At 72.1% G+C, this 25,289-nt stretch carries 21 protein-coding genes and 1 riboswitch; of the genes, 16 read left to right on the top strand and 5 right to left on the bottom strand.

What is annotated here, in order from left to right; all coding sequences use genetic code 11:
- Window positions 1–15: 15 nt before the first annotated feature.
- Window positions 16–567, bottom strand: coding sequence for a hypothetical protein (locus tag ACLVWQ_RS33290; protein ID WP_414112965.1), 552 nt, complete (start codon window positions 565–567; stop codon window positions 16–18).
- 381 nt (window positions 568–948) lie between these two features.
- Between ACLVWQ_RS33290 and fmt the strand changes: the two genes are divergently transcribed.
- Window positions 949–1,881: a methionyl-tRNA formyltransferase gene (gene fmt / locus ACLVWQ_RS33285; RefSeq protein ID WP_414112964.1), complete on the top strand. Its 933-nt coding sequence runs from the start codon at window positions 949–951 to the stop codon at window positions 1,879–1,881.
- 282 nt (window positions 1,882–2,163) lie between these two features.
- Window positions 2,164–3,588: an RsmB/NOP family class I SAM-dependent RNA methyltransferase gene (locus tag ACLVWQ_RS33280; protein WP_414112963.1), complete on the top strand. Its 1,425-nt coding sequence runs from the start codon at window positions 2,164–2,166 to the stop codon at window positions 3,586–3,588.
- Window positions 3,589–3,613: 25 nt separating this feature from the next.
- Here ACLVWQ_RS33280 and ACLVWQ_RS33275 read toward each other — a convergent pair whose 3' ends face one another.
- Entirely contained in the window at window positions 3,614–5,947 is a 2,334-nt protein-coding gene (locus ACLVWQ_RS33275; protein WP_414112962.1) for an MMPL family transporter, read from the bottom strand.
- Between the two features lie 161 nt (window positions 5,948–6,108).
- On the opposite strand from ACLVWQ_RS33275, the gene rpe reads away from it, so the two are divergent.
- From rpe to ACLVWQ_RS33230, 9 genes are all read left to right on the top strand, one after another.
- The gene (gene rpe / locus ACLVWQ_RS33270; protein WP_414112961.1) at window positions 6,109–6,795 is read left to right on the top strand and encodes a ribulose-phosphate 3-epimerase; all 687 of its coding nucleotides are present in this window, start codon (window positions 6,109–6,111) and stop codon (window positions 6,793–6,795) included.
- 78 nt (window positions 6,796–6,873) lie between these two features.
- The gene (locus ACLVWQ_RS33265) at window positions 6,874–7,917 is read left to right on the top strand and encodes a sugar-binding transcriptional regulator (protein WP_414112960.1); all 1,044 of its coding nucleotides are present in this window, start codon (window positions 6,874–6,876) and stop codon (window positions 7,915–7,917) included.
- Between the two features lie 175 nt (window positions 7,918–8,092).
- On the top strand, window positions 8,093–8,536 hold the full coding sequence (locus tag ACLVWQ_RS33260) for a ribonuclease domain-containing protein (RefSeq protein ID WP_414112959.1): 444 nt from the start codon (window positions 8,093–8,095) through the stop codon (window positions 8,534–8,536).
- On the top strand, window positions 8,533–8,886 hold the full coding sequence (locus ACLVWQ_RS33255) for a barstar family protein (protein WP_414112958.1): 354 nt from the start codon (window positions 8,533–8,535) through the stop codon (window positions 8,884–8,886). Before ACLVWQ_RS33260 ends, ACLVWQ_RS33255 begins: the two co-directional genes overlap by 4 nt.
- A gap of 196 nt (window positions 8,887–9,082) precedes the next feature.
- The gene (locus ACLVWQ_RS33250) at window positions 9,083–10,549 is read left to right on the top strand and encodes a GuaB1 family IMP dehydrogenase-related protein (protein ID WP_414112957.1); all 1,467 of its coding nucleotides are present in this window, start codon (window positions 9,083–9,085) and stop codon (window positions 10,547–10,549) included.
- A 226-nt stretch (window positions 10,550–10,775) separates the two neighbouring features.
- Complete coding sequence (locus tag ACLVWQ_RS33245; protein ID WP_414112956.1) at window positions 10,776–11,234, top strand: Lrp/AsnC family transcriptional regulator; 459 nt, start codon at window positions 10,776–10,778, stop codon at window positions 11,232–11,234.
- A 347-nt stretch (window positions 11,235–11,581) separates the two neighbouring features.
- Window positions 11,582–12,781 carry an MFS transporter gene (locus ACLVWQ_RS33240; protein ID WP_414112955.1) on the top strand — a complete coding sequence of 400 codons (1,200 nt, stop codon included), beginning with the start codon at window positions 11,582–11,584 and terminating at the stop codon, window positions 12,779–12,781.
- Between the two features lie 240 nt (window positions 12,782–13,021).
- Window positions 13,022–13,813 (top strand): carbon-nitrogen hydrolase family protein, encoded by a 792-nt coding sequence (locus ACLVWQ_RS33235; protein ID WP_414112954.1) that lies wholly within the window; start codon window positions 13,022–13,024, stop codon window positions 13,811–13,813.
- A 74-nt stretch (window positions 13,814–13,887) separates the two neighbouring features.
- Window positions 13,888–15,579, top strand: a complete 1,692-nt coding sequence (locus ACLVWQ_RS33230) for a flavin monoamine oxidase family protein (RefSeq protein WP_414112953.1) — start codon at window positions 13,888–13,890, stop codon at window positions 15,577–15,579.
- A 220-nt stretch (window positions 15,580–15,799) separates the two neighbouring features.
- Here ACLVWQ_RS33230 and ACLVWQ_RS33225 read toward each other — a convergent pair whose 3' ends face one another.
- Window positions 15,800–16,528: a DUF5995 family protein gene (locus ACLVWQ_RS33225; protein WP_414112952.1), complete on the bottom strand. Its 729-nt coding sequence runs from the start codon at window positions 16,526–16,528 to the stop codon at window positions 15,800–15,802.
- 174 nt (window positions 16,529–16,702) lie between these two features.
- On the opposite strand from ACLVWQ_RS33225, the gene ACLVWQ_RS33220 reads away from it, so the two are divergent.
- On the top strand, window positions 16,703–17,830 hold the full coding sequence (locus ACLVWQ_RS33220; RefSeq protein WP_414113325.1) for a glycoside hydrolase family 6 protein: 1,128 nt from the start codon (window positions 16,703–16,705) through the stop codon (window positions 17,828–17,830).
- On the opposite strand, the gene ACLVWQ_RS33215 is transcribed toward ACLVWQ_RS33220, so the two are convergent.
- Entirely contained in the window at window positions 17,812–19,251 is a 1,440-nt protein-coding gene (locus tag ACLVWQ_RS33215; protein ID WP_414112951.1) for a uracil-xanthine permease family protein, read from the bottom strand. The two genes, ACLVWQ_RS33220 and ACLVWQ_RS33215, sit on opposite strands and share 19 nt — an antisense overlap.
- A 112-nt stretch (window positions 19,252–19,363) precedes the next feature.
- Window positions 19,364–20,632: an MFS transporter gene (locus tag ACLVWQ_RS33210; RefSeq protein WP_414112950.1), complete on the bottom strand. Its 1,269-nt coding sequence runs from the start codon at window positions 20,630–20,632 to the stop codon at window positions 19,364–19,366.
- A gap of 152 nt (window positions 20,633–20,784) precedes the next feature.
- On the opposite strand from ACLVWQ_RS33210, the gene ACLVWQ_RS33205 reads away from it, so the two are divergent.
- The 4 genes from ACLVWQ_RS33205 to ACLVWQ_RS33190 all read left to right on the top strand — a co-directional run bounded on the left by ACLVWQ_RS33205 (window position 20,785) and on the right by ACLVWQ_RS33190 (window position 25,220).
- Window positions 20,785–22,029: an ROK family transcriptional regulator gene (locus ACLVWQ_RS33205; RefSeq protein WP_414112949.1), complete on the top strand. Its 1,245-nt coding sequence runs from the start codon at window positions 20,785–20,787 to the stop codon at window positions 22,027–22,029.
- A 325-nt stretch (window positions 22,030–22,354) separates the two neighbouring features.
- A riboswitch (FMN riboswitch) is annotated at window positions 22,355–22,485 on the top strand.
- 163 nt (window positions 22,486–22,648) lie between these two features.
- Window positions 22,649–23,284, top strand: a complete 636-nt coding sequence (locus ACLVWQ_RS33200; protein ID WP_414112948.1) for a riboflavin synthase — start codon at window positions 22,649–22,651, stop codon at window positions 23,282–23,284.
- Window positions 23,281–23,925, top strand: a complete 645-nt coding sequence (locus ACLVWQ_RS33195) for a nicotinamide mononucleotide transporter family protein (protein WP_414112947.1) — start codon at window positions 23,281–23,283, stop codon at window positions 23,923–23,925. The genes ACLVWQ_RS33200 and ACLVWQ_RS33195 overlap by 4 nt, the downstream gene beginning before the upstream one ends.
- Complete coding sequence (locus ACLVWQ_RS33190) at window positions 23,922–25,220, top strand: bifunctional 3,4-dihydroxy-2-butanone-4-phosphate synthase/GTP cyclohydrolase II (RefSeq protein WP_414112946.1); 1,299 nt, start codon at window positions 23,922–23,924, stop codon at window positions 25,218–25,220. Before ACLVWQ_RS33195 ends, ACLVWQ_RS33190 begins: the two co-directional genes overlap by 4 nt.
- The last annotated feature ends 69 nt before the right edge of the window (window positions 25,221–25,289 follow it).

Genomic DNA, 25,289 nt, shown 5'->3' with positions numbered 1-25,289 from the left:
TGGTGGATGAGAGCCTCAGCCGTTGCGCGGGCCCGGGAAAGCGCTCGGCCTGACCTCCTCGCGAAGGGTGGGGCTGCCTGCCATCGGTTGGGTCGGCAGGGGCGCGGGCATCGGCATGGAGCGGGCGGCCGGGACCGTGGGGATCCCGGTGTTGACGGCGACCGTGCGGGCTCCTGACGGCTCGGTCGCGCGCTCCGCCTCGGCGGCGGCCTGTGCGGTCGCCCGGCGGGCGCCGTAACGGCGGTGCACCGCCTGCTTCGTGACGCCGAGAGCCGAGCCCACCGCGTCCCACGAGAAGCCGAGTGAGCGGTCGAAGTCCACGGCGGCCGTGACCAGGGTCTCGACACTGTCCCGCAGTTCCTGGGCGAGGCGGACGGTCGGAGCGGGAGCGCGTCCGTAGACGACGAATCCCGTGGAGGGGCCGGAGCGGCGCGGGCGGTAGACGTTGCCCAACTGGGCTGTCAGGGTGCGCAGTGCGTCCACCTGCCGGCGGACCCGCTCGATGTCCCGCACCAGCAAGTGCAGGCTGGCCCGAGCCTGGGCGTCGTGGGTTGCGTGGTCGGCCATGAACAAGCCTCTCGAACCGGCGTTGAAAAGGACCGGGCCACGATTGCGGCCCGTTTTGGTCAACTCTTTCTTGACCAACGCGTTTCACGGTGACTGGTCACGCATCAGGGGCGCGGGGGCGTATGCGTACGCCCCCGGCGGTCCGACGGGCGCTCGCTTCGGCCACCGCTCTGACGAGGGCGTTTACCGTTCACCCCGGTCGGACGCCGGCCTTCTCGGGCGGTCGGAACCGGTCGGTGGCAGTCGGGCGGCGGGTAGGCCGGACGAGGGCGCGAACCGGCTCGGTCGTCGTTGTGGGTTGCCGTTCGGCGCCCCGCGGAGGCGACCCATAGACTGGTGCGCTGCCCGTTGTGAACCCGCCCGAGAGGCCGACTGCCACCCATGAAGCTCGTCTTCGCCGGTACCCCCGAGGTCGCCGTTCCCGCTCTGGACGCCCTGATCGCCTCCGGGCGGCACGAGGTGGCCGCCGTCGTCACGCGGCCCGACGCGCCGGCCGGGCGAGGGCGCAGGCTCGTCGCGAGCCCCGTCGCGCAGCGCGCCGAGGAGGCCGGGATCGAGGTGCTCAAGCCGGCGCGGCCGCGGGACGAGGACTTCCTCGCCCGGCTGAGGGAGATCGCCCCGGACTGCTGCCCCGTGGTCGCCTACGGCGCGCTGCTGCCCCGGGTCGCGCTCGACATCCCCGCCCACGGGTGGGTCAACCTGCACTTCTCGCTGCTGCCGGCCTGGCGCGGCGCGGCGCCCGTACAGCACGCGGTCATGGCCGGGGACGAGATCACCGGCGCGTCCACCTTCCTCATCGAGGAGGGGCTCGACTCCGGGCCCGTCTACGGGACCGTCACCGAGGAGGTGCGGGTCACCGACACCAGCGGGGATCTGCTGACACGGCTGGCGTTCGCCGGGTCCGGGCTGCTCGCGGCGACCATGGACGGGATCGAGGACGGCACGCTGAAGGCCGTTCCGCAGCCGGGCGACGGTGTCACCCTGGCTCCGAAGATCAGCGTCGAGGACGCCCATGTGGACTGGGCGGCGCCGGCGCTGCGGGTCGACCGGGTCGTACGGGGGTGCACGCCCTCGCCCGGGTCGTGGACCGTGTTCCGCGGGGAGCGGTTGAAGCTGATCCAGGTCGTGCCGGTGCCCGAGCGGACGGATCTGGCGCCGGGGGCGTTGGCGGTCGCGAAGAACAACGTGTACGTGGGTACCGGGTCGTACGCCGTGGAGCTGTTGTGGGTGCAGGCGCAGGGGAAGAAGCCGATGCGGGCGGCGGACTGGGCCCGGGGGGTTCGGATCGCCTCCGGCGAGGTGGTCGGAGGGTGAGTGGCATGCCGGGTGCGCCTGGTGCGCTGGGTGTGCCGGGTGTGAGGTGACGTGCGGGTGGGTGGGTGGGTGGGGGCTGGTCGCGCAGTTCCCCGCGCCCCTGAGCGGTTCGGGGATCCGCGTGCCTGAAGGTGTGGACCCCCGTCCGTGCGAAGGATGCGCAGTTCCCCGCGTCCCTGCAAGAGCCTGCCGAAGGGTGCGCAGGCCCGTGGGACCGGGAGGAACGGGGTGGCGGCGTACGCTGGGGTTCTCTCTCTTCCATCAAGCCGGAGCACCTTTTACGTGAACGAGCAGTCTCGTCGGCCCCGTCAGCAGGGCAAGCCCTATCGCCGTCCGAAGAAGGACCCGGTGCGGATGCTCGCCTTCGATGCTCTGCGGGCGGTGGACGAGAGGGACGCGTACGCGAATCTCGTGCTGCCGCCCCTGCTGCGGAAGGCCCGGGAGCAGGGCGACTTCGACGGGCGCGACGCGGCCCTGGCGACGGAGCTGGTGTACGGGACACTGCGCCGGCAGGGGACGTACGACGCCGTCATCGCGGCCTGTGTGGACCGGCCGCTGCGCGAGGTCGACCCGCCGGTCCTCGACGTGCTGAGCCTGGGCGCGCATCAACTGCTGGGGACGCGGATCCCCACGCACGCCGCCGTGTCCGCCACCGTCGACCTCGCGCGGATCGTGCTCGGGGACGGGCGGGCCAAGTTCGTCAACGCCGTGCTGCGGAAGATCTCGCAGCACGATCTGGACAGCTGGATCGAGAAGGTCGCACCGCCCTACGACGAGGACGCCGAGGACCATCTCGCCGTCGTGCACTCGCATCCGCGCTGGATCGTCTCGGCGCTGTGGGACTCGCTGGGCGGCGGCCGCGCAGGCATCGAGGATCTCCTGGAGGCCGACAACGAGCGGCCCGAGGTGACCCTGGTCGCCAGGCCCGGCCGCGCGACCGCCGACGAGATCCTCGGCGCCATCGGTGAGGAGTCCGCGCTGCCGGGGCGCTGGTCCCCGTACTCCGTGCGGCTGTCCGAGGGCGGTGAGCCGGGTGCCATCGACGCCGTACGCGAGGGCCGTGCCGGTGTCCAGGACGAGGGCAGCCAGCTCGTGGCGATCGCCCTCGCGAACGCGCCCCTCGACGGGCCGGACAAGGCGTGGCTCGACGGGTGCGCGGGTCCCGGCGGCAAGGCGGCCATGCTCGCCGGGCTCGCCGCCGGACGCGGGGCCGTGCTGCTCGCCTCCGAGAAGCAGCCGCACCGGGCCGGCCTGGTCGCGAGGTCGCTCGCCGGGAACCCCGGGCCGTACCAGGTCATCGCCGCGGACGGCACACGGCCGCCGTGGCGGTCGGGAACCTTCGACCGGGTCCTGATGGACGTGCCCTGCACCGGGCTCGGCGCCCTGCGGCGGCGGCCCGAGGCCCGCTGGCGGCGGCGGCCCGAGGACCTGGACGGGTTCGCGCCGTTGCAGCGCGGGCTGCTGCGTACCGCGCTCGACTCGGTGCGGGTCGGCGGTGTCGTCGGGTACGCCACGTGCTCGCCGCACCTCGCCGAGACCCGGGCCGTGGTCGACGACGTACTCAAGCAGCACAAGGGCGAACTCCTCGACGCCCGGCCGCTCCTCCCCGGCGTCCCGGCCCTGGGTGACGGCCCGGACATCCAGCTGTGGCCGCATCTGCACGGCACGGACGCGATGTATCTGGCGCTGATCCGGCGCACCGGCTGACCGGCGGCTGACCAGCCGACCGCGCCTACTCCGGCGGGCCGCCCGGCACGCCGCTCGACGGACCACTCGGTCGCGACGCTGATTCCGGGGATTCCGGCGGGTCTGAGGGGGTTGAGGGGGCCGTCGGCGCCGGAGGATCTGGGGGCTCCGGGGTCCGTTGAGGCTCCGCGTCGGTCGCCGAGGGCGTCGGCGGCGGCGTCGGTTCGGCGGTGTGGTCTGGTTCGGCCTCGTCCCCGGCGCTGCCCCCGGCAGGGTCCTCGTGGGCCAGCCGGTGAGGCCACCAGACCTTCGGGCCGACGTCCAGGAACAGGGACGTCACCAGGACCGAGCGCACGACGAACGTGTCGAGCAGTACGCCCAGGGCCACCGCGAACCCGATCTCGGCGAAGGCGACCATCGGGAGCGTCGCCAGCGCGGCGAAGGTGCCCGCGAGGACCAGGCCCGCCGAGGTGATGACCGCGCCCGTGGTGGCGAGGCCCGTGACCACGCCCTTGCGCGTGCCCTGCTGGGCGGTCTCCTCGCGGATACGGGTGGTCAGGAAGATGTTGTAGTCGATGCCCAGTGCCACCAGGAAGACGAAGACGAACAGCGGGAAGTCCGTCGACTCGCCCGCGTAGTCGAACAGGTGGCGGAACGCGAGCGCGCTGACGCCGAGCGCGGCGGCGAAGGACAGCACCACCGTCCCGATCAGGAGGAGCGGTGCGACCAGGGCGCGGAGCAGGGCGCAGAGGATCAGCAGCACCACGGCCAGCACCAGCGGGATGATCAGCACGTTGTCGTGGGTCGTCGCCGCGTCCATGTCGAGCAGTGCCGCCGTGCCGCCGCCCACCTGGGCGTCCGCGTCCGGTACCGCGTGCACGGCGTCCCGTACCCGCTCCACCGTCCGTTTGGCGGCCTCGCTGTCCGCCGGGGCGGTCATGGTGGCCTCGAAGAGGACCCTGCCCTCGAACTCCGGCTTCGTGCCCGGTGGCAGCCCGAGGGATTCCGGTACGACACCGCGGGTGTCCGCGACCGCCCGGCCGACCTCCTCGGCCCGGTCGCGGTCGCCGACGACGACCAGCGGATCGCCGCTGCCCGCGGGGAAGTACCGCGCGGACACCTCCTGGCCGACGATCGAGTCGGGTTCGCCGGTGAAGGCGTCGGCGTTGCCGATGCCCTCCGCGCGCAACTGGAGGAGCCCCAGCGACAGCAGCGCGAGCGCCGCCGCCGTGACGCCCCAGACCAGCCGTGGACGGCGCGAGAAGCGGTGGCCCGTGCGGGCCCAGACACCGCGCTCGGTCGGATCGGCGGAGCCGAAGTGCGGGACCACCGGCCAGAAGATCCAGCGGCCGAAGATCACCAGCAGGGCCGGGAAGAGCGTCAGCATCGCGATCAGTGCCACGGCGACGCCGATCGCGGCGACCGGGCCCAGGCCGCGCGTCGAGTTCATCTCGGCGGCGAGCAGCACCAGCATGCTCAGGACCACGGTGGCGCCGGACGCGACCACGGCCGGGCCCGCCCGGTGCAGGGCCAGCGCCATGGCCTCGTGGCGGTCCTCGTGGCGGCGCAGCTCCTCCCGGTAGCGGGCCACCAGGAGCAGGGCGTAGTCCGTCCCCGCGCCGAAGACGAGCACCGTGAGGATGCCCGCGCTCTGGCCGTTGACGGTCAGCCCCGCGTGCTCCGCGAGCAGATAGATCAACGCCTGCGCGGTGAACAGCGCGGCGACCACGCCGAGCAGCGGGACCAGCAGCAGGGTCGGGCTGCGGTAGGTGAGCAGCAGCATCACGACGACGACGGTCATCGCCGAGAACAGCAGGGTGGAGTCGATGCCCTCGAACGCCTCGGAGAAGTCGGCGGAGGTACCGCCAGGACCCGTGATGTGCACGGCGAGCCCGTCCCCGCCCTCGCCGACGTCGTCCCGGATCGCGTCGACCGCGGGGCCGATGCGCTCCCAGCCCTTCTCGTCCATCGTGATCGGCACGAAGACCTGGGCCGCCCGGGGAGCCGTCTTCCGGTCGAACACCGGGCCGCGGGTCTCCGCGCCCCGCAGACCGTGCGCACGCAGCGCCTTGAGCTCCCGTACGTCCTCGGAGATCCGGGCCCGGTCCTGGGCGGTGAGGCCGTCCGCGCGGGCGTACACGACGATCGTGGGGATCTGTTCCGGCCTGAAGTCCTCAGAAGCCTCCAGGACTTGGGTGGACTCGGCGGAACCCGGCAGCCAGGAGGCCGCGTCGTTGTCCTGGGCGTCGGTGAGCTTCTGGGCGAAGGGCGCCGTCAGGACGAGCAGCACCAGCCACAGTCCCACCACGAGCCACTTGGACCGCCGTCCGCAGACCAGTCGGCCGACACCCCGTCGTCGGGTTCCCCGCGCTTGCGTCATGGCCACCCCCGTAGCCGCCGCCTGTGGAGCCGGTGGGGCGACAAGGATGGCACGGGGCGTTCGGCCGGTGCAGCCCCTCGGTTCGAACGAGTCGGTACATACCGACCGGTCCGCGCCGGGACCGGGAGAGCAACCTGCTCCGGGCATGGCAGGCTTGTGGCATGGCCGCGCAGATCAACCCCAGCATCCTGTCCGCCGACTTCGCACGCCTCGCCGAGGAGGCAAAGGCGGTGGAAGGCGCCGACTGGCTGCATGTCGACGTGATGGACAACCATTTCGTCCCGAACCTCACACTCGGTGTGCCGGTCGTAGAATCCCTGGCGCGTGCGACGGACACGCCGCTGGACTGCCATCTGATGATCGAGGACGCCGATCGATGGGCGCCCCGGTACGTCGAGGCGGGTGCAGGTTCCGTCACCTTCCACGCCGAGGCGGCCGCGGCGCCCGTGCGGCTCGCCCGCGAGATCCGGGCCAAGGGCGCCCGCGCCTCGATGGCGCTCCGGCCGGCGACCCCCGTCGAGCCGTACGCGGATCTGCTTCCCGAGCTCGACATGCTGCTGATCATGACCGTCGAGCCGGGCTTCGGTGGCCAGGCGTTCCTCGACATCATGCTTCCGAAGATCCGCCGTACCCGCGAGTTGATCAGCAAGCACGGTCTCGAACTGTGGCTGCAGGTCGACGGCGGCGTCTCGGCCTCCACCATCGAGCGCTGCGCGGAGGCGGGGGCCGACGTCTTCGTCGCCGGTTCGGCCGTCTACGGGGCCGCCGACCCCGCCCAGGCGGTACGTGCACTGCGCACGCAGGCGGAGGGGGCGACGGCCCAGGCGGCATGGGCATGCGGCCACTGAACCAAGGGAACGTGAACGCCGCCCCTCAGGGCTGATCAAGTACGCCGGATCTGCAAGGATGAACGGCGAATCCAGAGTGTGAACAGCAGTGAGGAGATCGCCGTGTCGGGTATGTCGGCGGGCCGGTCGGCCATGCGGATGGGACCCGCTGAGCTGGTGCAGGCGGCGGCCATGGCCCGCCGCTTCTACCTAGAGGGCAAATCCAAGATCCAGATCGCCGAGGAGTTCGGCGTCAGCCGCTTCAAGGTGGCCCGGGTCCTGGAGACCGCTCTCGAACGGGATCTCGTGAGGATCGAGATCCGCGTCCCCGCCGAGCTGGACGCGGAGCGCTCCGACGCGCTGCGCGGCCGCTACGGCCTGCGGCACGCCGTCGTCGTGGAGTCCCCGGCCGAGGCCGAGGAATCGCCCGACCCGGAGAACCTCGGCGAGGTGGCCGCCGATCTGCTCGGTGAGCTGGTCGCGGAGGGCGATGTGCTCGGCCTCGCCTGGGGCCGTTCCACCATCCACATGGCCGCGGCGCTCGACCGGCTGCCGCCGTGCACGGTGGTGCAGTTGACAGGGGTCTACGACGCAGGGACGGCCGAGCGCGGCTCCGTCGAGGCGGTCCGCCGGGCCGCCCAGGTGTCCGGCGGCGACGCCCACCCCATCTACGCGCCGATGCTGCTGCCGGACGTGGCCACCGCGACGGCGCTGCGCAGCCAGACGGGGATCGCGCGGGCCTTCGAGTACTTCGACAAGGTCACGGTGGCCTGTGTGTCCATCGGGTCCTGGGAGGCCGGCATCTCGACGGTGCACGACATGCTCTCCGAGGAGGAGCGCGCCCACTACGCGTCCCTCGGGGTCGAGGCCGAGATGTCCGCGCACCTCTTCGACGCCGACGGCCGCCGGGTCGGGCGGGACCTGGGGGAGCGGTGCATCACCGTCGAGGCGGACCGGCTGCGGCGCATTCCCGAGGTCGTCGCGATCGCCGGCGGACAGCGGAAGGCCGCGGCGATCGACGCGGTGCTGCGGTCCGGCCTCGTCACCAGCCTGGTGACGGACACGGCCGCGGCGGACGCGCTGATGACGGCGGGGTCGACGCCGCGGCCGGCGCTGGACCGGGCGGACCCCGACGGGCTCTGACGGGCTCCGTCGGACCCTGACCGGTCGGCCCTGACCGGTCGACCCACCTGCGGGCCGGGTGGGGGTCCGGTCGCGCAGTTCCCCGCGCCCCTGAAGGGCGGGGGCTGCGCATCCGCGGACTCGAATGGCGCTCCAGCGGCGGTCGCGCGGGAGCGGCTGTGGCAGCATCGGCGGCATGCCGCCGCGGTCCGTCCCCCGTCTCTTCGCCGGACTGTTGCTCTGCCTGGTGGCCCTGCTGCCGGTCGGCTGCTCGTCGTCGGACACGGCCGGAGGCAAGGAGACCGGCGGGGACACGGGCACCGGGGCGGTCGCCCCGTCCACGACCCCCGGCTGGGCCGCCGGAATGGACACGGTCCCGGCGGCCGAACTGCCCGCCGAGGCCCGCCGCACGCTCACCCTCATCGACGCGGACGGACCCTTCCCGTACGCCAAGGACGGCTCCGTCTTCGGGAACTTCGAGCGTGAACTGCCGCGGCACGAGCGGGGCTACTACCACGAGTACACGGTGCGGACGCCCGGTGAGCGGGACCGCGGAGCACGCCGCATTGTCACCGGGCGGGACGACGAGGTCTACTACACCGATGATCATTACGATTCGTTCAGGGCGGTGCTGAGATGACGCACGACGTGTCGGGCCGCCACCTGGTGACGCTGGACCTCGACGGGGTCGCGGACAAGGCGGGCCTCATGGAGCGCTGTGCCCGCGCCCTGGAGCTGCCGGACTGGTTCGGCCGCAACTGGGACGCGCTCGCCGACAGCCTCACCGACCCGTCCGTCTGGCCTCCGGCAGCCGCGGAGGCAGGACTGCTGGTCGTCGTCACCGGCTGGCGGGGGTACGCGGCCACCCGGCCCGACGAGTGGGCGATCGCCGAGGACGTCTTCGCCCAGGCGGCGGACCGCGCCCCGGAACACCTGCTGACCGTGGCGCTGGCCCTCGGGGCGCCGCAGGAGCCTTTCGACCGGCCGTGACCTGACCTCCGGCCGCCCTCGCGCGAACCCGTCCGCTCGCTGCCGTCTCCGCGCTCAGGTAACGTTTTTTCGTAAGGCAGGTTCCTGCCCGGCACCGGAGCCCTCGTACCTCTTTGGAGGAGTATCTGATCGCGGGGGCGTTCTCCTGTGTCTTCAGTGGAGTGACCTGCGCCGATACACGTGAAAATGTGGGTCCATGCGTTTCATCGAGCCCGGCAGCGGTCGCTACGTCACAGCACCTCCGGTTCCCTACGACCTGACGTACGACGACGTCTTCATGGTCCCGAGCCGGTCCGCCGTCGGTTCGCGGCAGGGCGTCGACCTGGCGTCGCCGGACGGCACCGGCACCACGATCCCCCTGGTGGTCGCCAACATGACGGCGATCGCTGGCCGCCGGATGGCCGAGACCCTGGCCCGTCGCGGCGGGCTCGTCGTCATCCCGCAGGACATCCCGATCGAGGTCGTCACCGAGGTCGTCTCCTGGGTCAAGAGCCGTCATCTGGTGCTGGACACCCCGATCGTCCTCGCCCCCCACCAGACCGTCGCCGACGCGTTGTCGCTGCTGCCCAAGCGCGCGCACAACGCCGGGGTCGTGGTGGACGGCGAGGGCAGGCCCGTCGGTGTGGTCACCGACGCCGACCTGAGCGGTGTCGACCGCTTCACCCAGCTGTCCGAGGTCATGTCCCGGGACCTGCTGCTGCTCGACGCGGACATCGAGCCGGGCGAGGCGTTCAACAGGCTCGACCACGCCAACCGCCGGTACGCCCCTGCCGTGGACGAGGACGGCAGGCTCGCCGGCATCCTGACCCGCAAGGGCGCCCTGCGCGCCACGCTCTACACGCCGGCCACCGACAAGGACGGCAGGCTGCGCATCGCGGCGGCCGTCGGTATCAACGGCGATGTCGCGGGCAAGGCCAAGCAGTTGCTGGCGGCGGGCATCGACACGCTCGTCGTGGACACCGCCCACGGCCACCAGGAGTCGATGATCTCCGCCGTCAGGGCCGTGCGCGGGATCGACCCCCAGGTGCCGATCGTCGCGGGCAACATCGTCACCGCCGAGGGCGTACGCGATCTGATCGAGGCCGGCGCGGACATCATCAAGGTCGGTGTCGGACCGGGCGCCATGTGCACCACCCGCATGATGACCGGAGTGGGCCGCCCGCAGTTCTCGGCCGTCCTGGAGTGTGCGGCGGAGGCGAAGAAGCACGGCAAGCACGTGTGGGCCGACGGCGGTGTGCGGCACCCGCGCGACGTCGCGATGGCGCTGGCCGCGGGCGCGTCGAACGTCATGGTCGGCTCGTGGTTCGCCGGTACGTACGAGTCGCCCGGCGACCTTCAGCAGGACGCCGACGGCCGCCTCTACAAGGAGTCGTTCGGCATGGCGTCCGCGCGCGCGGTGCGCAACCGTACGTCGGAGGAGTCGGCGTACGACCGGGCCCGCAAGGCGCTCTTCGAGGAGGGGATCTCGACCTCCCGGATGTTCCTCGACCCGTCCCGCCCCGGCGTCGAGGACCTGATCGACTCGATCATCGCGGGCGTGCGCTCCTCGTGCACCTACGCGGGAGCCAACTCCCTGGAGGAGTTCGCGGAGCGGGCCCTCGTCGGGGTCCAGAGCGCCGCGGGGTACGCGGAGGGCAAGCCGTTGCACGCCAGCTGGATCTGACGGCCGGGTTCGGGCCCTGGTGGGGGCGGGGCGAGTTGCTCGAACCGCTCGTGCCGCCGGGGCCTCCTGGTCGCGGATCGGTGCCGCGCTCGGCGCCGGCAGGCAGGCCGCCCGGTCCCTGAGCACTCGTGTTCTACTTCAGTCACGGCTGTCGGTGAGGTGCTCGTGCGTCTCGGGACCGGGCCGCGGTTTCCGGCGGTTCCCGAAGAGAAGTGATCCACCCGCAGTGCTGAACGACCTCGACGAACGTATCGTGCTCGCCCTTGCCGAGGACGCCCGACGCTCCTACGCCGACATCGGTCAGGAGGTCGGGCTGTCCGCGCCCGCCGTGAAACGCCGGGTCGACCGGCTGCGGTCCAGCGGGGCCATCACCGGGTTCACCGTTCGGGTGGACCCGGCGGCGCTCGGGTGGCGGACCGAGGGGTTCGTCGAGATCTACTGCCGCCGGAACACTTCGCCCGAGACCATTCAGCGGGGGCTCGAGCGGTATCAGGAGGTCGTGGCCGCGTCCACCGTCACCGGGGAGGCGGATGCTGTCGTGCAGGTCTTCGCCTCCGACATGCGGCACTTCGAGCGGGTGCTGGAGCGGATCGCCGGGGAGCCGTTCGTGGAGCGGACGAAGTCCGTGCTGGTGCTTTCGCCGTTGCTGCGGAGGGTTTCTTCCGGGGCGCCGCGTGCCGTGTAGGGCGCGGTGGGGGTACGTAGGCGGCTGAGTGAGTGGGTGCGGGCCGGTGGGGGCTGGGTGCGCAGTTCCCCGCGCCCCTGGTGGGGTGGGCGTTGTTGGGTGGGTGCGGGTCGGTGGGGGTTTAGCGCGCAGTTCCTCGCGCCCCTGAGGGGGTGATCGCGGGTGGGTGCGTGCGGGTCGGTGGGGGCTGGGTGCGCAGTTCCTCGCGCCCCTCAAGAGTGGTGGGTTAGTGTCTTGCGTATGACCTGGCGACATTGATTCACCAGCCGTGCCTCCTCCCGAGGGCCGCCTCGGATGTCGTATCTCCGGCGTCCGACATCTCCTCGCGGTCCCCTCGGGAAGGCCTCATGACACTCTCACCCGCACGTGTGTCCGGCGTCGCTGTGCGGCGGCTGACGGTCACGTTGTACGGCTACGCGTTCCTCGACGACTTCGTGCTGCTCTACCCGGTGTACGCGCTGCTGTTCGCCGACACCGGGCTCACCGTCTGGCAGATCTCCTCCCTCTTCGCCCTGTGGTCGCTCACCGGTGTGCTGCTGGAGATACCTTCCGGCGTCTGGGCCGACGCCGTCTCACGGCGGATGCTCCTGTGGGCCGGGCCCCTGCTCACCGCCGTCGGATTCACGCTCTGGGTGCTCGTCCCGTCGTACTGGGCGTTCGCCCTCGGCTTCGTGCTCTGGGGCGTCAAAGGGGCGCTCGGCTCCGGCTCCCTGGAGGCGCTGGTCTACGAGGAACTGGACCGGCTCGGCGCGGCCGACCGCTACGCACATGTCATGGGCCGGACCCGTGCGGCGGGGCTCGTGGCCGTGATGGCCTCGATGGCCGTCGCCGGACCCGTCTTCGCGTTCGGCGGCTACCCGGCCGTCGGGCTCGCCAGTGTGCTGGCCTGCCTGCTGACGGCGGCCACCGCGACGGGGTTCCCCGAGCACCGGGAACCGGCCACCGCGGCCGGAACCGGCGACGGATGGGCCAGGCCGCTGCGAGCCGGTCTCGCCGAGGCCCGCGCGGACCGGTCCGTCCGCGCCGCCCTGCTGCTCGTACCGGCCGTCACCGCCGTATGGGGCGCGCTCGACGAGTACACGCCCCTGCTTGTCCGGGACACCGGCGTCGCGGAGGACTCCGTACCGCACTGGCTGTTGCTCGTCTGGGCGGGCGCGACGGTCGGCGGGCTGCTGGCCGGTCCGGGGCAGCGGCTGGGCAGGGGAGGGTTCGCCGGGGTGCTGGCGGGCTCGGCGCTGGCGCTCGCCGTGGGTGCGGCGGCGCGGACCCCGGCCGGGGTAGCCCTGGTGGCCCTCGCCTTCTGCGGGTTCCAGCTGGCCACCGTCCTGGCCGACGTCCGGCTCCAGGAGAGCATCGGCTCGGCCGGCCGGGCCACCCTGACCTCGGTGGCTGGCGTGGGCACCGATCTGGCCACCGTCGCCGCGTTCGGCGCCTACGCGGCGGTCGGGTCGGCGACCACCCACGCCACTGCCTTCGCCCTGTCCGCCGTGCCCTACCTCCTGACGGCGCTGATCGTGGCCGGCGGCAGGAGGCCGGCCGGCGGCTGACCTGCCCCACCCCGGGGCCCCGGGAGGCATGAGTTGCGCGCGCTAGGCCGCGTACACAACGAATCGCCGCCCGAGTGCCGGCGGACGCAACGAATCGTCCGTCGGCACGCAACGGCTCCTCCTTGTCCGCCCGAACCCCCGCCCGTAGCGTCTAACATGCCTGCCGTCCCCCTCCGGGGCTCTTCCGGCCTTCGGGCCCTCAGGCCACCCCCGCCCCCTCCGTCCCGGTGAGGAACACGCATGCGTACCGCCCTGCTCCAGAGTTCCGGACGCCCCGGCTCCGTCGTCGAGAACCTCACGGTCCTCGACGAGGCCGCCGGCCGGGCCGCCGCCGCGGGCGCCGGGCTGCTGATCACCCCGGAGCTGTTCCTCACCGGCTACGCGATCGGCGCCGACGTGCACCGGCTCGCCGAGCCGGCCGACGGGGACTCCGCCGACGAGGTCGCCGAGATCGCCGGCCGGCACGGCGTGGCCGTCGTCTACGGCTACCCGGAGCGCGCCTCGCGGGACCTCGTCTTCAACTCGGTCCAGCTGATCTCCTCCGACGGCCGCCGCCTCGCGAACTACCGCAAGACACACCTCTTCGGCCGCTTCGAGCAGGAGTGGTTCACCCCCGGCGAGGAGCCGGTCGTCCAGGCCGAGCTGGACGGCCTCCGCGTCGGCCTCATGATCTGCTACGACGTGGAGTTCCCGGAGAACGTCCGCGCGCACGCCCTGGCCGGCACTGATCTCCTCGTGGTGCCTACGGCCCAGATGCACCCGTTCCAGTTCGTCGCCGAGTCCGTCGTCCCCGTGCGGGCCTTCGAGAACCAGATGTACGTCGCGTACGTCAACCGGGTCGGTACGGAAGGGGAGTTCGAGTTCGTCGGGCTCTCCACGCTGGCGGGCCCCGACGGCGGCGCACGGGCCCGCGCGGGCCGCGGGGCGGAACTCGTCCTCGGTGACGTGGACCCCGCGTTCCTCGCCGCCTCGCGCGAGGCCAACCCGTACCTCAAGGACCGCCGCCCCGGCCTCTACGGGTCCCTCGTCTGACCCCGCCACCGGCCGCACCAGTTCCCTCTGTCACCCCCGCCCCACCAGAGCTTCGCGCAAGGAGTCCGTACCCCATGACGTCCACGGTGCCCCCCGCCGTCCCGCACACCGACGCGCAGCCGCAGATCACCATGTTCGGCCCGGACTTCCCGTACGCGTACGACGACTTCCTCGCGCATCCCGCGGGCCTGGGCCAGCTGCCGGCGACCGAGCTGGGCACCGAGGTGGCGGTGATCGGCGGCGGTCTCTCCGGCATCGTGGCCGCGTACGAACTGATGAAGATGGGCCTCAAGCCCGTCGTGTACGAGGCCGACCGGATCGGCGGCCGGCTGCGCACCGTCGGCTTCGACGGCTGTGACCCGTCGCTGACCGCCGAGATGGGCGCGATGCGCTTCCCGCCGTCCTCCACGGCGCTCCAGCACTACATCGACCTGGTGGGACTGCGGACCGAGCCGTTCCCCAACCCGCTCGCCGAGAACACGCCCTCGACCGTCGTCGACCTCAAGGGCGAGTCGCACTACGCCGAGACGCTCGCCGACCTGCCGCAGGTCTACCGCGACGTGGCGGCCGCCTGGCACGCCTGTCTGGAGGAGGGCGCGGACTTCTCCGCCATGAACCAGGCGATGCGCGAGCGCGACGTGCCCCGGATCCGCGAGATCTGGGCGAAGCTCGTCGCCGGGCTCGACGACCAGACGTTCTACGGGTTCCTCTGCGACTCCGAGGCGTTCAAGTCCTTCCGGCACCGCGAGATCTTCGGCCAGGTCGGCTTCGGCACGGGCGGCTGGGACACCGACTTCCCCAACTCCATCCTGGAGATCCTGCGCGTCGTCTACAGCGAGGCCGACGACCACCACCGCGGCATCGTCGGCGGCAGCCAGCAGCTCCCGCTGCGCCTGTGGGAGCGCGAGCCCGAGAAGCTCGTGCACTGGGCGTACGGGACCTCGCTGGCCACGCTGCACGGCGGGGAGCCCCGGCCCGCCGTGACCCGCCTGAACCGCACCGCGGGCAACCGGATCACCGTCACCGACGCCTCCGGCGACATCCGCACGTACCGGGCGGCGATCTTCACCGCGCAGTCCTGGATGCTGCTCTCCAAGGTCGCCTGCGACGACGCGCTGTTCCCGATCGACCACTGGACCGCGATCGAGCGCACCCACTACATGGAGAGCTCCAAGCTGTTCGTGCCGGTCGACCGGCCGTTCTGGCTCGACAAGGACGCGGACACCGGGCGGGACGTCATGTCGATGACGCTCACGGACCGTATGACGCGGGGCACCTACCTGCTCGACAACGGCCCGGACCGGCCCGCCGTCATCTGTCTCTCCTACACGTGGTGCGACGACAGTCTGAAGTGGCTGCCGCTGTCGGCGAACGAGCGGATGGAGGTGATGCTGAAGTCGCTCGGCGAGATCTACCCGAGGGTCGACATCAGGAAGCACGTCATCGGCAGTCCGGTCACCGTCTCCTGGGAGAATGAGCCGTACTTCATGGGCGCGTTCAAGGCGAACCTGCCCGGTCACTACCGGTACCAGCGGCGGCTGTTCACGCACTTCATGCAGGACCGGCTGCCCGCGGACAAGCGGGGCATCTTCCTCGCGGGGGACGACATCTCCTGGACGGCGGGGTGGGCGGAGGGCGCGGTGCAGACCGCGCTCAACGCGGTGTGGGGCGTGATGCACCACTTCGGTGGCGGGACCGATCCGGCCAACCCCGGCCCCGGGGACGTCTACGACGAGATCGCCCCGGTGGAACTCCCGGAGGACTGATCCGAGCGGGTCCCTCCGGGGGCGGGGCGGGTGCTGTCGGTCCGGTCTCGGCTGCGGGCCCGGTGGGGGCTTGTGGCGCAGTTCCCCGCGCCCCTGGCTCTTTAGGGGCGCGGGGAACTGCGCGGTCAACCCCCACCGGGCGCGCGGGCAAGCGACTGCCGGGCCCCGTCAGGGGGCGCGAGGAACTGCGCGACCAGCCCCCACCGGGGCCGCAGACGGTTCACCGTCCCGGCCGCGCAGCGTACGGCGAACCCAACGGAGTGAGCAGGCAGCGGCCGACCAGGCCCACCGCCGCGTCCAGGCGGTCCGTGAACTCCTCGGCCAGTTCGGGGAGTTCACGCAGCGCCCACAGCCCCCGCGCAGCGGACCACGCCGCGTCCCGGGCCCGCTCAAGACTCCACGCACCCAGCAGATGCGTCAGCGGATCGGCGATCTGGAGGAGGTCCGGCCCCGGCATCAGATCCTCCCGGATCCGCTCCTCCAGCGTGACGAGGACATCGCCCACCCGGTCGAACTCGTCCTCCAGCTCCGCCGGTTCGCAGCCGAGCGTACGACAGGTGTCCACCACCGCGAGCGCGAGATCGTGCCCGATGTGCGCGTTGATACCGGCAAGGGCGAACTGCAGCGGACGTACCCCGGGATGGCCCCGCAACTGGAACAGCGGCCGCCAGCAGGCGGGTGTCCCACGCTCCTCCGCGACCGCCTCGACGGCCCTGAGATAGCGCTCCGCGAACAGCGCGTCGAGGGTGCTCGCGGCCCGTGCGTCCACGAAGTGCCCCGTGTGCAGGCGTCTGCCGACCTCCTCGGTGACGGCGAGATAGACACGGTTGAACACCGCCACACCGTCACGCTCCGGCCACCCCGCGCCGAGCGCGCGCATCCGGCGCACCACCGCGTCCAGGCCGTGGACCTGAACCGTGTCTTCTCCCGAGCGTTCCCACCGCACCATGAGGGCAGGGTCCCAGCCCTAGGGTGTGTTCAGGGCCGCCGGGCCGAGCGCTTCCCCAGAACGGGGGACACGCGGGACCCGGAGGAGGAGGGGGAGCACCACGTGTCAGGCCGACGTGCCGAACGCCTGGCCGCACGGAGGGCGGAGCGCCGACGCGCCGCCCGGCGCGCCGTCATGGTGGCGGCGGCCTCCGCCGTCGTCGTGGTCGGCACGGTGACGGGGATGATCTCCGCGCTGGACGACGGCCGGGGGAGCGACGAGGCGCGCCCCGACGTGACCGGCTCACCGTTCCTGCAGCCGCTGCCCGCCGTGCCCACGCCCTCGGCCGCACCCCCGACGGCCTCCGGCTCCCCGTCGGCCTCCCCCTCGGCGTCCGCGTCGCAGCGGGGCCCGCAGCCCTCGAAGTCCGCCTCGGCGAAGCCGCGGACCGAGCCGGTGTCCGTACGGCTGTACCGCCATCCCGGCTCCCAGGTCCTGGACTGGGTCCGGGCCAACCGTGACGACCCGCGCCGCCCGGTCATCGAGTCCCGGATAGCCGACCGGCCGGCCGCGGTCTGGTTCGCGGACTACACGCCCTCGGACATCACCGCCCGGGTCAGGGCGGTCACCTCGGCCGGCGCCGCGAGGGGCAGCGTGCCCGTCGTCGTGCCGTACGCGATACCGGACCGCGACTGCGGCGGGGCCTCGCAGGGCGGCGCGCCCGACCTCGGCGCGTACGAGCGGTGGATCGGGAAGTTCGCGGCGGGCCTCGGCTCCGGTGAGGTCGTCGTGGTCCTGGAGCCCGACGCGATCGCCCAGTCCGACTGCCTGTCCGAAGAGCGGCGGACGGCCCGGTTCGAGGCGCTGGCCCGCGCGGGCCGCGTCCTCAAGGCGGCGAACCCGAAGGCGCGGGTGTACTTCGACGCGGGGCACTCGGAGTGGAACTCGCCGCGGAAGCAGGCCGGACTGCTGCGCCGGGCCGGTGCCGCGTCCGCCGCCTCCTCGGACGGGATCTTCAGCAACGTCTCCAACTTCAACCGCACGGGCGCCGAGATCGCGTACGTCCGCCGTACCCTCGACGCGCTCGGCGGCCCCGCGAGCCTGGGCGCCGTGATCGACACCAGCCGCAACGGCAACGGCGCCCCGGCCGACGGCGCGTGGTGCGACCCCGCGGGCCGCAAGCTCGGGCAGCCGCCGACCCTGAGGACCGGGGAGGCGCGGATCGACGCCTATCTGTGGGTGAAGCTGCCGGGCGAGTCCGACGGGTGCAGGGGCGAGCCGGGGACGTTCACACCGGACTACGCCTACGACTTGGCGCGCTGATCGTTCGCGCCCTTCGTATCCTTCGCGCCGGTCGCGGAGTCGGACTCGGAGTCGGGGCCGTACGAGGACGTGCCCTCGTCGAGCAGCGGTTCCTGGGACTTGAGGTGTGCCGGGGCCATCGCCCGCAGCGCGTGGTAGCCGGTGATGACGACGAGCGTGCCGAGCGCGATACCGCTCAGCGAGAAGGTGTCGGTGAACTTCATCGTGACGTTGCCGACGCCGATGATGATGCCCGCCGCGGCCGGCACCAGGTTCAGCGGATTGCGCAGGTCCACCCCGGCGTTGAGCCAGATCTGCGCACCCAGCAGGCCGATCATGCCGTACAGGATGACGGTGATCCCGCCGAGCACACCGCCCGGGACGGCGGCCACCACCGCGCCGAACTTGGGGCAGAGGCCGAAGAGCAGCGCGAAGCCGGCGGCGGCCCAGTAGGCGGCCGTCGAATAGACCCGGGTCGCCGCCATGACGCCGATGTTCTCCGAGTACGTGGTGTTCGGCGGGCCGCCCACGGCGGTGGAGAGCATCGAGCCGACCCCGTCCGCGGAGATCGCCGTACCCAGCTTGTCGTCCAGCGAGTCGCCGGTCATCTCGCCGACGGCCTTCACATGGCCCGCGTTCTCCGCGACCAGCGCGATCACGACGGGCAGGGCCACCAGGATCGCCGACCACTCGAAGGACGGACCGTGGAAGGCGGGCAGCCCGATCCAGTCCGCCGTGCCGACACCGGAGAGGTCCAGCCGCCAGTGGTCGGTGATGTCGCCGCTCGCGTCGGCCGAGTGGATCCGCCCGAACACGAGGTCGAAGACCCAGGAGATCCCGTACCCGAAGACCAGGCCGAGGAAGATCGCGATCCGGGACCAGAAACCGCGCAGGCACACCACGGCCAGACCGGTGAACAGCATCACGAGCAGAGCCGTCCACTGGTCCTGCGGCCAGTAGGTGGCGGCGGTGACCGGTGCCAGGTTGAAGCCGATGAGCATGACGACCGCGCCCGTGACGATCGGCGGCATCGCGGCATGGATGATCCGCGCCCCGAACCGCCGCACCGCCAGACCGACCAGGAACAGCACGACGCCCACGACGAACACGGCGCCGGTCACGGTCGCGCTGGAGCCGCCCTGCGCACGGATCACCGCGGCGACGCCCACGAAGGAGAGCGAGCAGCCCAGATAGCTGGGCACCCGGCCGCGGGTCGCGAGCAGGAAGATCACCGTCGAGACGCCCGACATCATGATCGCGAGGTTCGGGTCCAGGCCCATCAGGACCGGAGCGACGAAGGACGCCCCGAACATGGCGACCACGTGCTGGGCACCGAGCCCGGCCGTACGCGGCCACGAGAGCCGTTCGTCGGGGCGGACGACCGCTCCGGGTGCGGGCGTACGCCCGTCACCGTGCAGCTTCCAGCGCACGCCGAGGTCCATGTGGGGGTTCGCTTTCTCTGTACCTGGGGTTCCGTACCTGAGATTCACGGAGGTGAAGTTCCGTACGTGAAGATCAGCGCCATGGTAGGGCGGAGCCGGGAGCGCGGCAGCGTCAGGGCCGACGATCCGGAATCTTCGCCTCCGACGCGCCGGCCGCGCCGGCCGCGTCGCCCGTACCGCCCGCACCAGCCGTATCGCCCGCGTCGCCCGTACCGGTCGGCGTGCGGCCGCTGGCGCGCAGGACGCCCGCGAGCGCGGCGAGTCCGAAGGTCAGCACGGTCACCAGGACGAAGGACGTCACCAGGCTCGTCGCGTCCGCGACGGTACCGATCGCGGACGGCGCGATCAGACCCGAGGTGTACGTGATGGTGGCGACGCCCGCGATGGCCTGGGCCGGGTTGGGGCCGCTGCGCCCCGCCGCGGCGAAGCAGAGCGGCACGACCACGGCGATGCCGAGGCCGAGGAGCGCGAAGCCGGTCATCGCCAGGGCCGCGTTCTGCGCCAGCACGACGAGCAGCGCTCCGACGGTGGCGAGGAGCCCGCAGGCCCGCACGGTACGCACCGGTCCGAACCGGTCCACCACCGCGTCGCCCGCGAACCGCGCGAGTGCCATGGTGAGCGTGAACCCCGTCGTGCACGCGGCGGCGAGCCCCGCGGAACTGCCGAGGACGTCCCGCAGGTAGACCGCCGACCAGTCCAGGCTCGCCCCCTCCGCGAACACCGCGCAGAAGCCGATCGCGCCGATGAGCAGCGCCGACTTCGGAGGCAGCGCGAACCGCGGGGGCGCCTGCTCGTCCTCGGTGGCGCGCAGGTCCAGTACGCCCTGGCAGGCGACGGCGCCGAGCACGGTGAGCGTCGCCGCGGCGAGCGCGTGGTGCACCCGGGCGTCCGTACCGAGGTGGGCGGCGACCGTGCCCGCGGCCGAGCCGATCAGGGCGCCCGCGCTCCACATGCCGTGCAGCCCGGACATGATCGATTTGTTCAGCCGGTTCTCCACCTCGACGCCCAGGGCGTTCATCGCCACATCGGACATGCCCGCCGTGGCGCCGTAGACGAACAGGGCCAGACACAGGGTGAGGAGGTTCGGGGAGAGGGCGGGCAGGACGAGTGCGAGTGTCCACAGGGACAGGAGCCCGCGCAGGGCCGCGCGGGCTCCGAAGCGATGGCTGACACTGCCCGCGAGCGGCATCGACACGGAGGCGCCGATCGCGGGGAAGGCGAGCGCCAGGCCGAGTTGCCCCGCGCTCACCGACGCGTGGTCCTGGATCCACGGCACGCGCGTCGCGAACGAGCCGGTGACAGCGCCGTGCACGGCGAACACCGCCGCCACCGCGTACCGCGAGCGCTTCACCTCGCGCAGCTCGTAGACCACACCACTCATTTTCCCGGCCCCTGCCCGTCGACTCCCGCTTCGACGGCGTAAACTATCAGGCAGGTTGCCTGATAGATAGATGTTTTCGTCAACGCTGGGCGGCCGTCGCGGCCTTCGGGGTCGTCGCGGTCCCGACGGCCCCGATCTGGAAGGATCCCGGCATGCCCGCATCCCCGAGCACCGCCCGGGCCATCAACGACCGGCTCGCCCTGCGTCTGCTGCAGCAGGAAGGCCCTTTGACGGCAGGACAGTTGAAGCAGTTGACCGGCCTGTCCCGGCCCTCGGTCGCCGACCTCGTCGAACGCCTCGCCGCGGGCGGGCTGATCGGCGTGGTGGGGGAGTCGGGCGAGCAGCGCCGCGGCCCGAACGCCCGGCTGTACGGCATCGTCGCCGACCGGGCCCACCTCGCCGCCCTCGACGTGCGCACCGAGGGCGTGGCCGTGGTCGTCGCCGATCTGCTCGGCGCGGTGCTGGCCGAGGCGTCGGTGCCGATCGCGGACGAGACGGCCACCGTGCCCGCCGTCGAGCAGGCGCTCGCCCTGGTCCAGCGCACGGCCGAGGAGGCGGGTGTCGAGCGGCTGCACACCGTCGGGATCGGGGTACCCGGTCTGATCGACCCTGCCACCGGTGAACTCCGCGACTCCACCGGCCTGCCCGAATGGCACCGCCGCCTCACCGCGGTCCTCCAGGAACGGCTCGGGGCCCGTGTGGTCGTCGAGAACGAGACCAACCTCGCGGCCCTGGCCGAGCAGCGCGAAGGGGTGGCCCGCGACCGCGACACGTTCGTCCTGCTCTGGCTCGGACACGGGATCGGGGCCGCCGTGGTCCTCGACGGGGTCCTGCGCCGGGGTGCCTCCGGCGGCACCGGCGAGATCGGCTTCCTGCCGGTGCCGGGCACGGGCGGCCTGCCGTCCGCGACGGACTGCGAGGGCGGCTTCCACTCCCTCGCGGGCGCCGCGGCGATCGCCGAACTGGCGCACCGGTACGGCCTCGTGGCGCCCGTCGTGTCCCATGAACCGCATGCGGCGGCCCTGGTGAGGGAGGCGGTCTCACGCGCCGGATCGGGCTCCGCCGACGCCGACGCCGACGCCGACGCCGACACCGCCACCTCCGCCTCGGCCTCCGCCGCCTCGGAATTCCTCGACGTGCTCGCCGACCGTGTCGCGCTCGGCGCCGCGTCCGTGATCGCCGTACTGGACCCCGGCTGCGTGGTTCTCGCGGGCGAGGTCGGCCGGGCGGGCGGCGCGGAGCTGTCGGCCCGGGTGCGGGACCGGCTCGGCCGGATGGCGCCGCTGCCCACCGAGGTGCGGGCCGGCGCGCTGGGCGGCGGTGCCGTTCTGCGCGGAGCCCTGCTGATGGCGCGGGACGGCGCCCAGGACGAGGTCTTCGCACCACCGGAGAAGTGACTGCCGGGAAGGAGACCCGGCGGCGGGGCAAGGGCCACCGTCACCGCCGCCGGGTCGATCTGGGGCGGGTCGGCGAACGCGGACCCGGAGAGGCGCCGGTGCACGCAGACCCTAGAGAGGACTAGACCAAAGCGTCAATAGGTGTGGACCACCGCGAGACGCCCTGCTCATGGGAACGGACGGGCACGGCAGGCGCCGTTCCCATGGGAGAGCCGACGCGTCACGAGTGTCCCGTGAAGTCCATCGGTACACCTTGTGAGCCAGCCCACAGAATTCACCCGCATGGGCGTCGATCAGGCGTGGCACACTGAGTCTGTACCAGAAGCAGCGCACTCCGGGGTCGGTGAAAGTCCGAACCGGCGGTTACAGTCCGCGACCCGGTCGCTTCCAGCGGCCGGTTGACCAGGTGAAATTCCTGGACCGACGGTTAAAGTCCGGATGGGAGGCAGTGCGCGGCGGGCGGGCATTCGTGCGCGCCGCCGTCTGTTTCGACGTGATCCATGGACACATGGACACGCCGTCCCACGCGGCGTCGCCCCCGGTGTTCCCGCTCGTTTCACCTCTGTCGTCATCGACAGGCCCCGGAGTCCGTGCCCTATGAGGCAGGAGGACCCGGGAAGTGTTCACCGGAATCGTTGAAGAGCTGGGTGAGGTCACCGCCGTCGAGAAGCTCGGCGACGCCTCGCGTTTCCGGCTCCGTGGCCCCGTGGTCACCGAAGGTGCGCGTCACGGTGACTCCATCGCGGTCAACGGCGTCTGTCTGACGGTCGTCGACCACGAAGCCGGCGAGTTCACCGCCGACGTGATGGCGGAGACCCTGAACCGCTCCAGCCTCGGCGCCCTCGCGGTCGGCTCCCGCGTCAACCTCGAACGGCCCATGGCCGTGGGCGAGCGGCTCGGCGGACACATCGTGCAGGGCCACGTGGACGGCACCGGCGAGGTCGTCGAGCGCACGCCGTCCGAGCACTGGGAGATCGTGAAGATCTCGCTCCCCGCGGACCTCTCGCGCTACGTCGTCGAGAAGGGCTCCATCACCGTCGACGGCATCAGCCTGACCGTCGTCGACGCGGGTCCGGACCACTTCACCGTCAGCCTCATCCCGACCACCCTCGACCTGACCACCCTGGGCCGCAAACAGCCCGGTGACCCGGTCAACCTGGAGGTCGACGTGATCGCCAAGTACGTCGAGCGGCTGCTCGGCGCGCGGGGCGAGCAGCCCGCCGGGCTGCCCGGCACTTTGGGAGCGACCCCGTGAACTGGCTCAACTCCGAGGCGTTCACGCTCTTCGGCCAGCACATCAAGTGGTCCGACATGACCGGCAACGTGATCGGTCTGGTCGGCCTCGCGCTCGGCTGGCGCCGCTCCATCTGGACCTGGCCCGTCCAGTTCCTGTCCGGCGCCATCCTCCTCACGGCCTTCGCGACCGCCCACCTCTCGGGCAGCGCGGGCAAGCAACTGGTGGTCATGGCCGTCGCCCTGTGGGGCTGGTGGCAGTGGAACCGCGGGAAGGGCGGCGCCCAGGACGGCTCGATCGCCGTCCGGTTCGCCACCTGGCACGAACGCGCGTACCTGCTCGGCGGCGCGGCCGTGGGCACCGTCGCGGTGGCGAACCTGTTCACCGCGTACCCGTCGCTCTCCTGGGACCCCTGGCCCGACGCCTACATCTTCGTCGGCACCGTCGTCGCGATGTACGCCCAGGCCCGCGGCATGGTCGAGTTCTGGTTCGCCTGGCTGCTCGTCGACCTGGTGGGCGTGCCGCTCAACTTCGCCAACGGCTTCGCCTTCTCCGGATTCGTCTACATCATCTACGGCGCGCTCGTCCTGTGGGGCATGCGCGACTGGTGGCTGCGCTCCCGCAAGGCCGGGCAGCCCCTCCTGGAAGGAGCCCCGGTATGACAAGCGCGCCGGTCTGGTACAGCACCGGACACGACCAGGACACCTCGGACTTCGCCCTCGACCCGGTGGAGAAGGCCGTCGCGGACATCGCCGCGGGCCGTCCCGTCGTGGTCGTCGACGACGAGGACCGCGAGAACGAGGGCGACCTCGTCATCGCCGCCGAGAAGGCGACGCCCGAGATCATCGCCTTCATGATGAGCGAGTGCCGCGGTCTGATCTGCGCGCCCATGGAGGGCGACGAGCTCGACCGCCTCCAGCTCCCGCAGATGGTCGAGAACAACACCGAGTCGATGCGGACGGCCTTCACGGTCTCCGTCGACGCGGGCCCCGCCTACGGCGTGACCACCGGCATCTCCGCCGCCGACCGCGCCACCACCCTGCGACTGCTCGCGCAGGGAGAGGCCGGGCCGGCCGACTTCGTACGCCCCGGACACATCTTCCCGCTGCGCGCCAAGCCCGGCGGCGTCCTCGTGCGCAACGGCCACACCGAGGCGGCCGTCGACCTCGCCCGGCTCGCGGGCCTGCGCCCGGCCGGCGCCATCGTCGAGATCGCGGGCGAGGACGGGCGGATGCTGCGCCTGCCCGAGCTGATCCCGTTCGCCCGCAAGCACGGACTGACGATCATCTCCATCGAGGACCTGATTGCCTACCGCCGCACCGCCGAGCCCACGGTCCGCCGTGAGGCCAGGACCCGACTGCCCACCGCCTTCGGTGAGTTCACGGCCTACGGCTACCGCTCCACCGTGGACGGCGTCGAGCATGTCGCGCTGGTGCACGGCGAGATCGGCGCCGGCGACGACGTCCTCGTACGGCTGCACTCCGAATGCCTCACCGGCGACGTCTTCCACTCGCTGCGCTGCGACTGCGGCCCCCAGCTCGAAGCCTCACTGGAGCGCATCCAGACCGAGGGCCGCGGCGTCGTGGTCTACCTCCGCGGCCACGAGGGCCGCGGCATCGGGCTCCTGTCCAAGCTGCGCGCGTACGAGCTCCAGGAGCGCGGCCGCGACACCCTCGACGCCAACCTCGAACTCGGCCTGCCCGCCGACGCCAGGGACTACGCGGCCGGCGCGCAGATCCTGGAGGACCTCGGCGTGCGCAGCCTGCGGCTGATGACCAACAACCCCGACAAGACCGCCGCGCTCGTCCGGCACGGCCTCGACGTCACCGACCGCGAGCCGATGCCCGTCACCGCGGGCGAGCACAACCTCCGGTATCTGCGCACCAAGCGGGACCGGATGGGGCACGACCTGCCCTGGCTGGACACGACCACCGTGTCCGCCTGCGGCAACCAGTGACCCGTAACCCGTATCCGTAACCCGTATCCGGTATCGAGCAATCAGCAATCAGCAATCAGCAATCAGCAA

This window comes from Streptomyces sp. CWNU-52B, from assembly GCF_047444975.1.
GTDB lineage: Bacteria > Actinomycetota > Actinomycetes > Streptomycetales > Streptomycetaceae > Streptomyces.
This window is presented reverse-complemented; position numbering and strand designations above follow the sequence as displayed.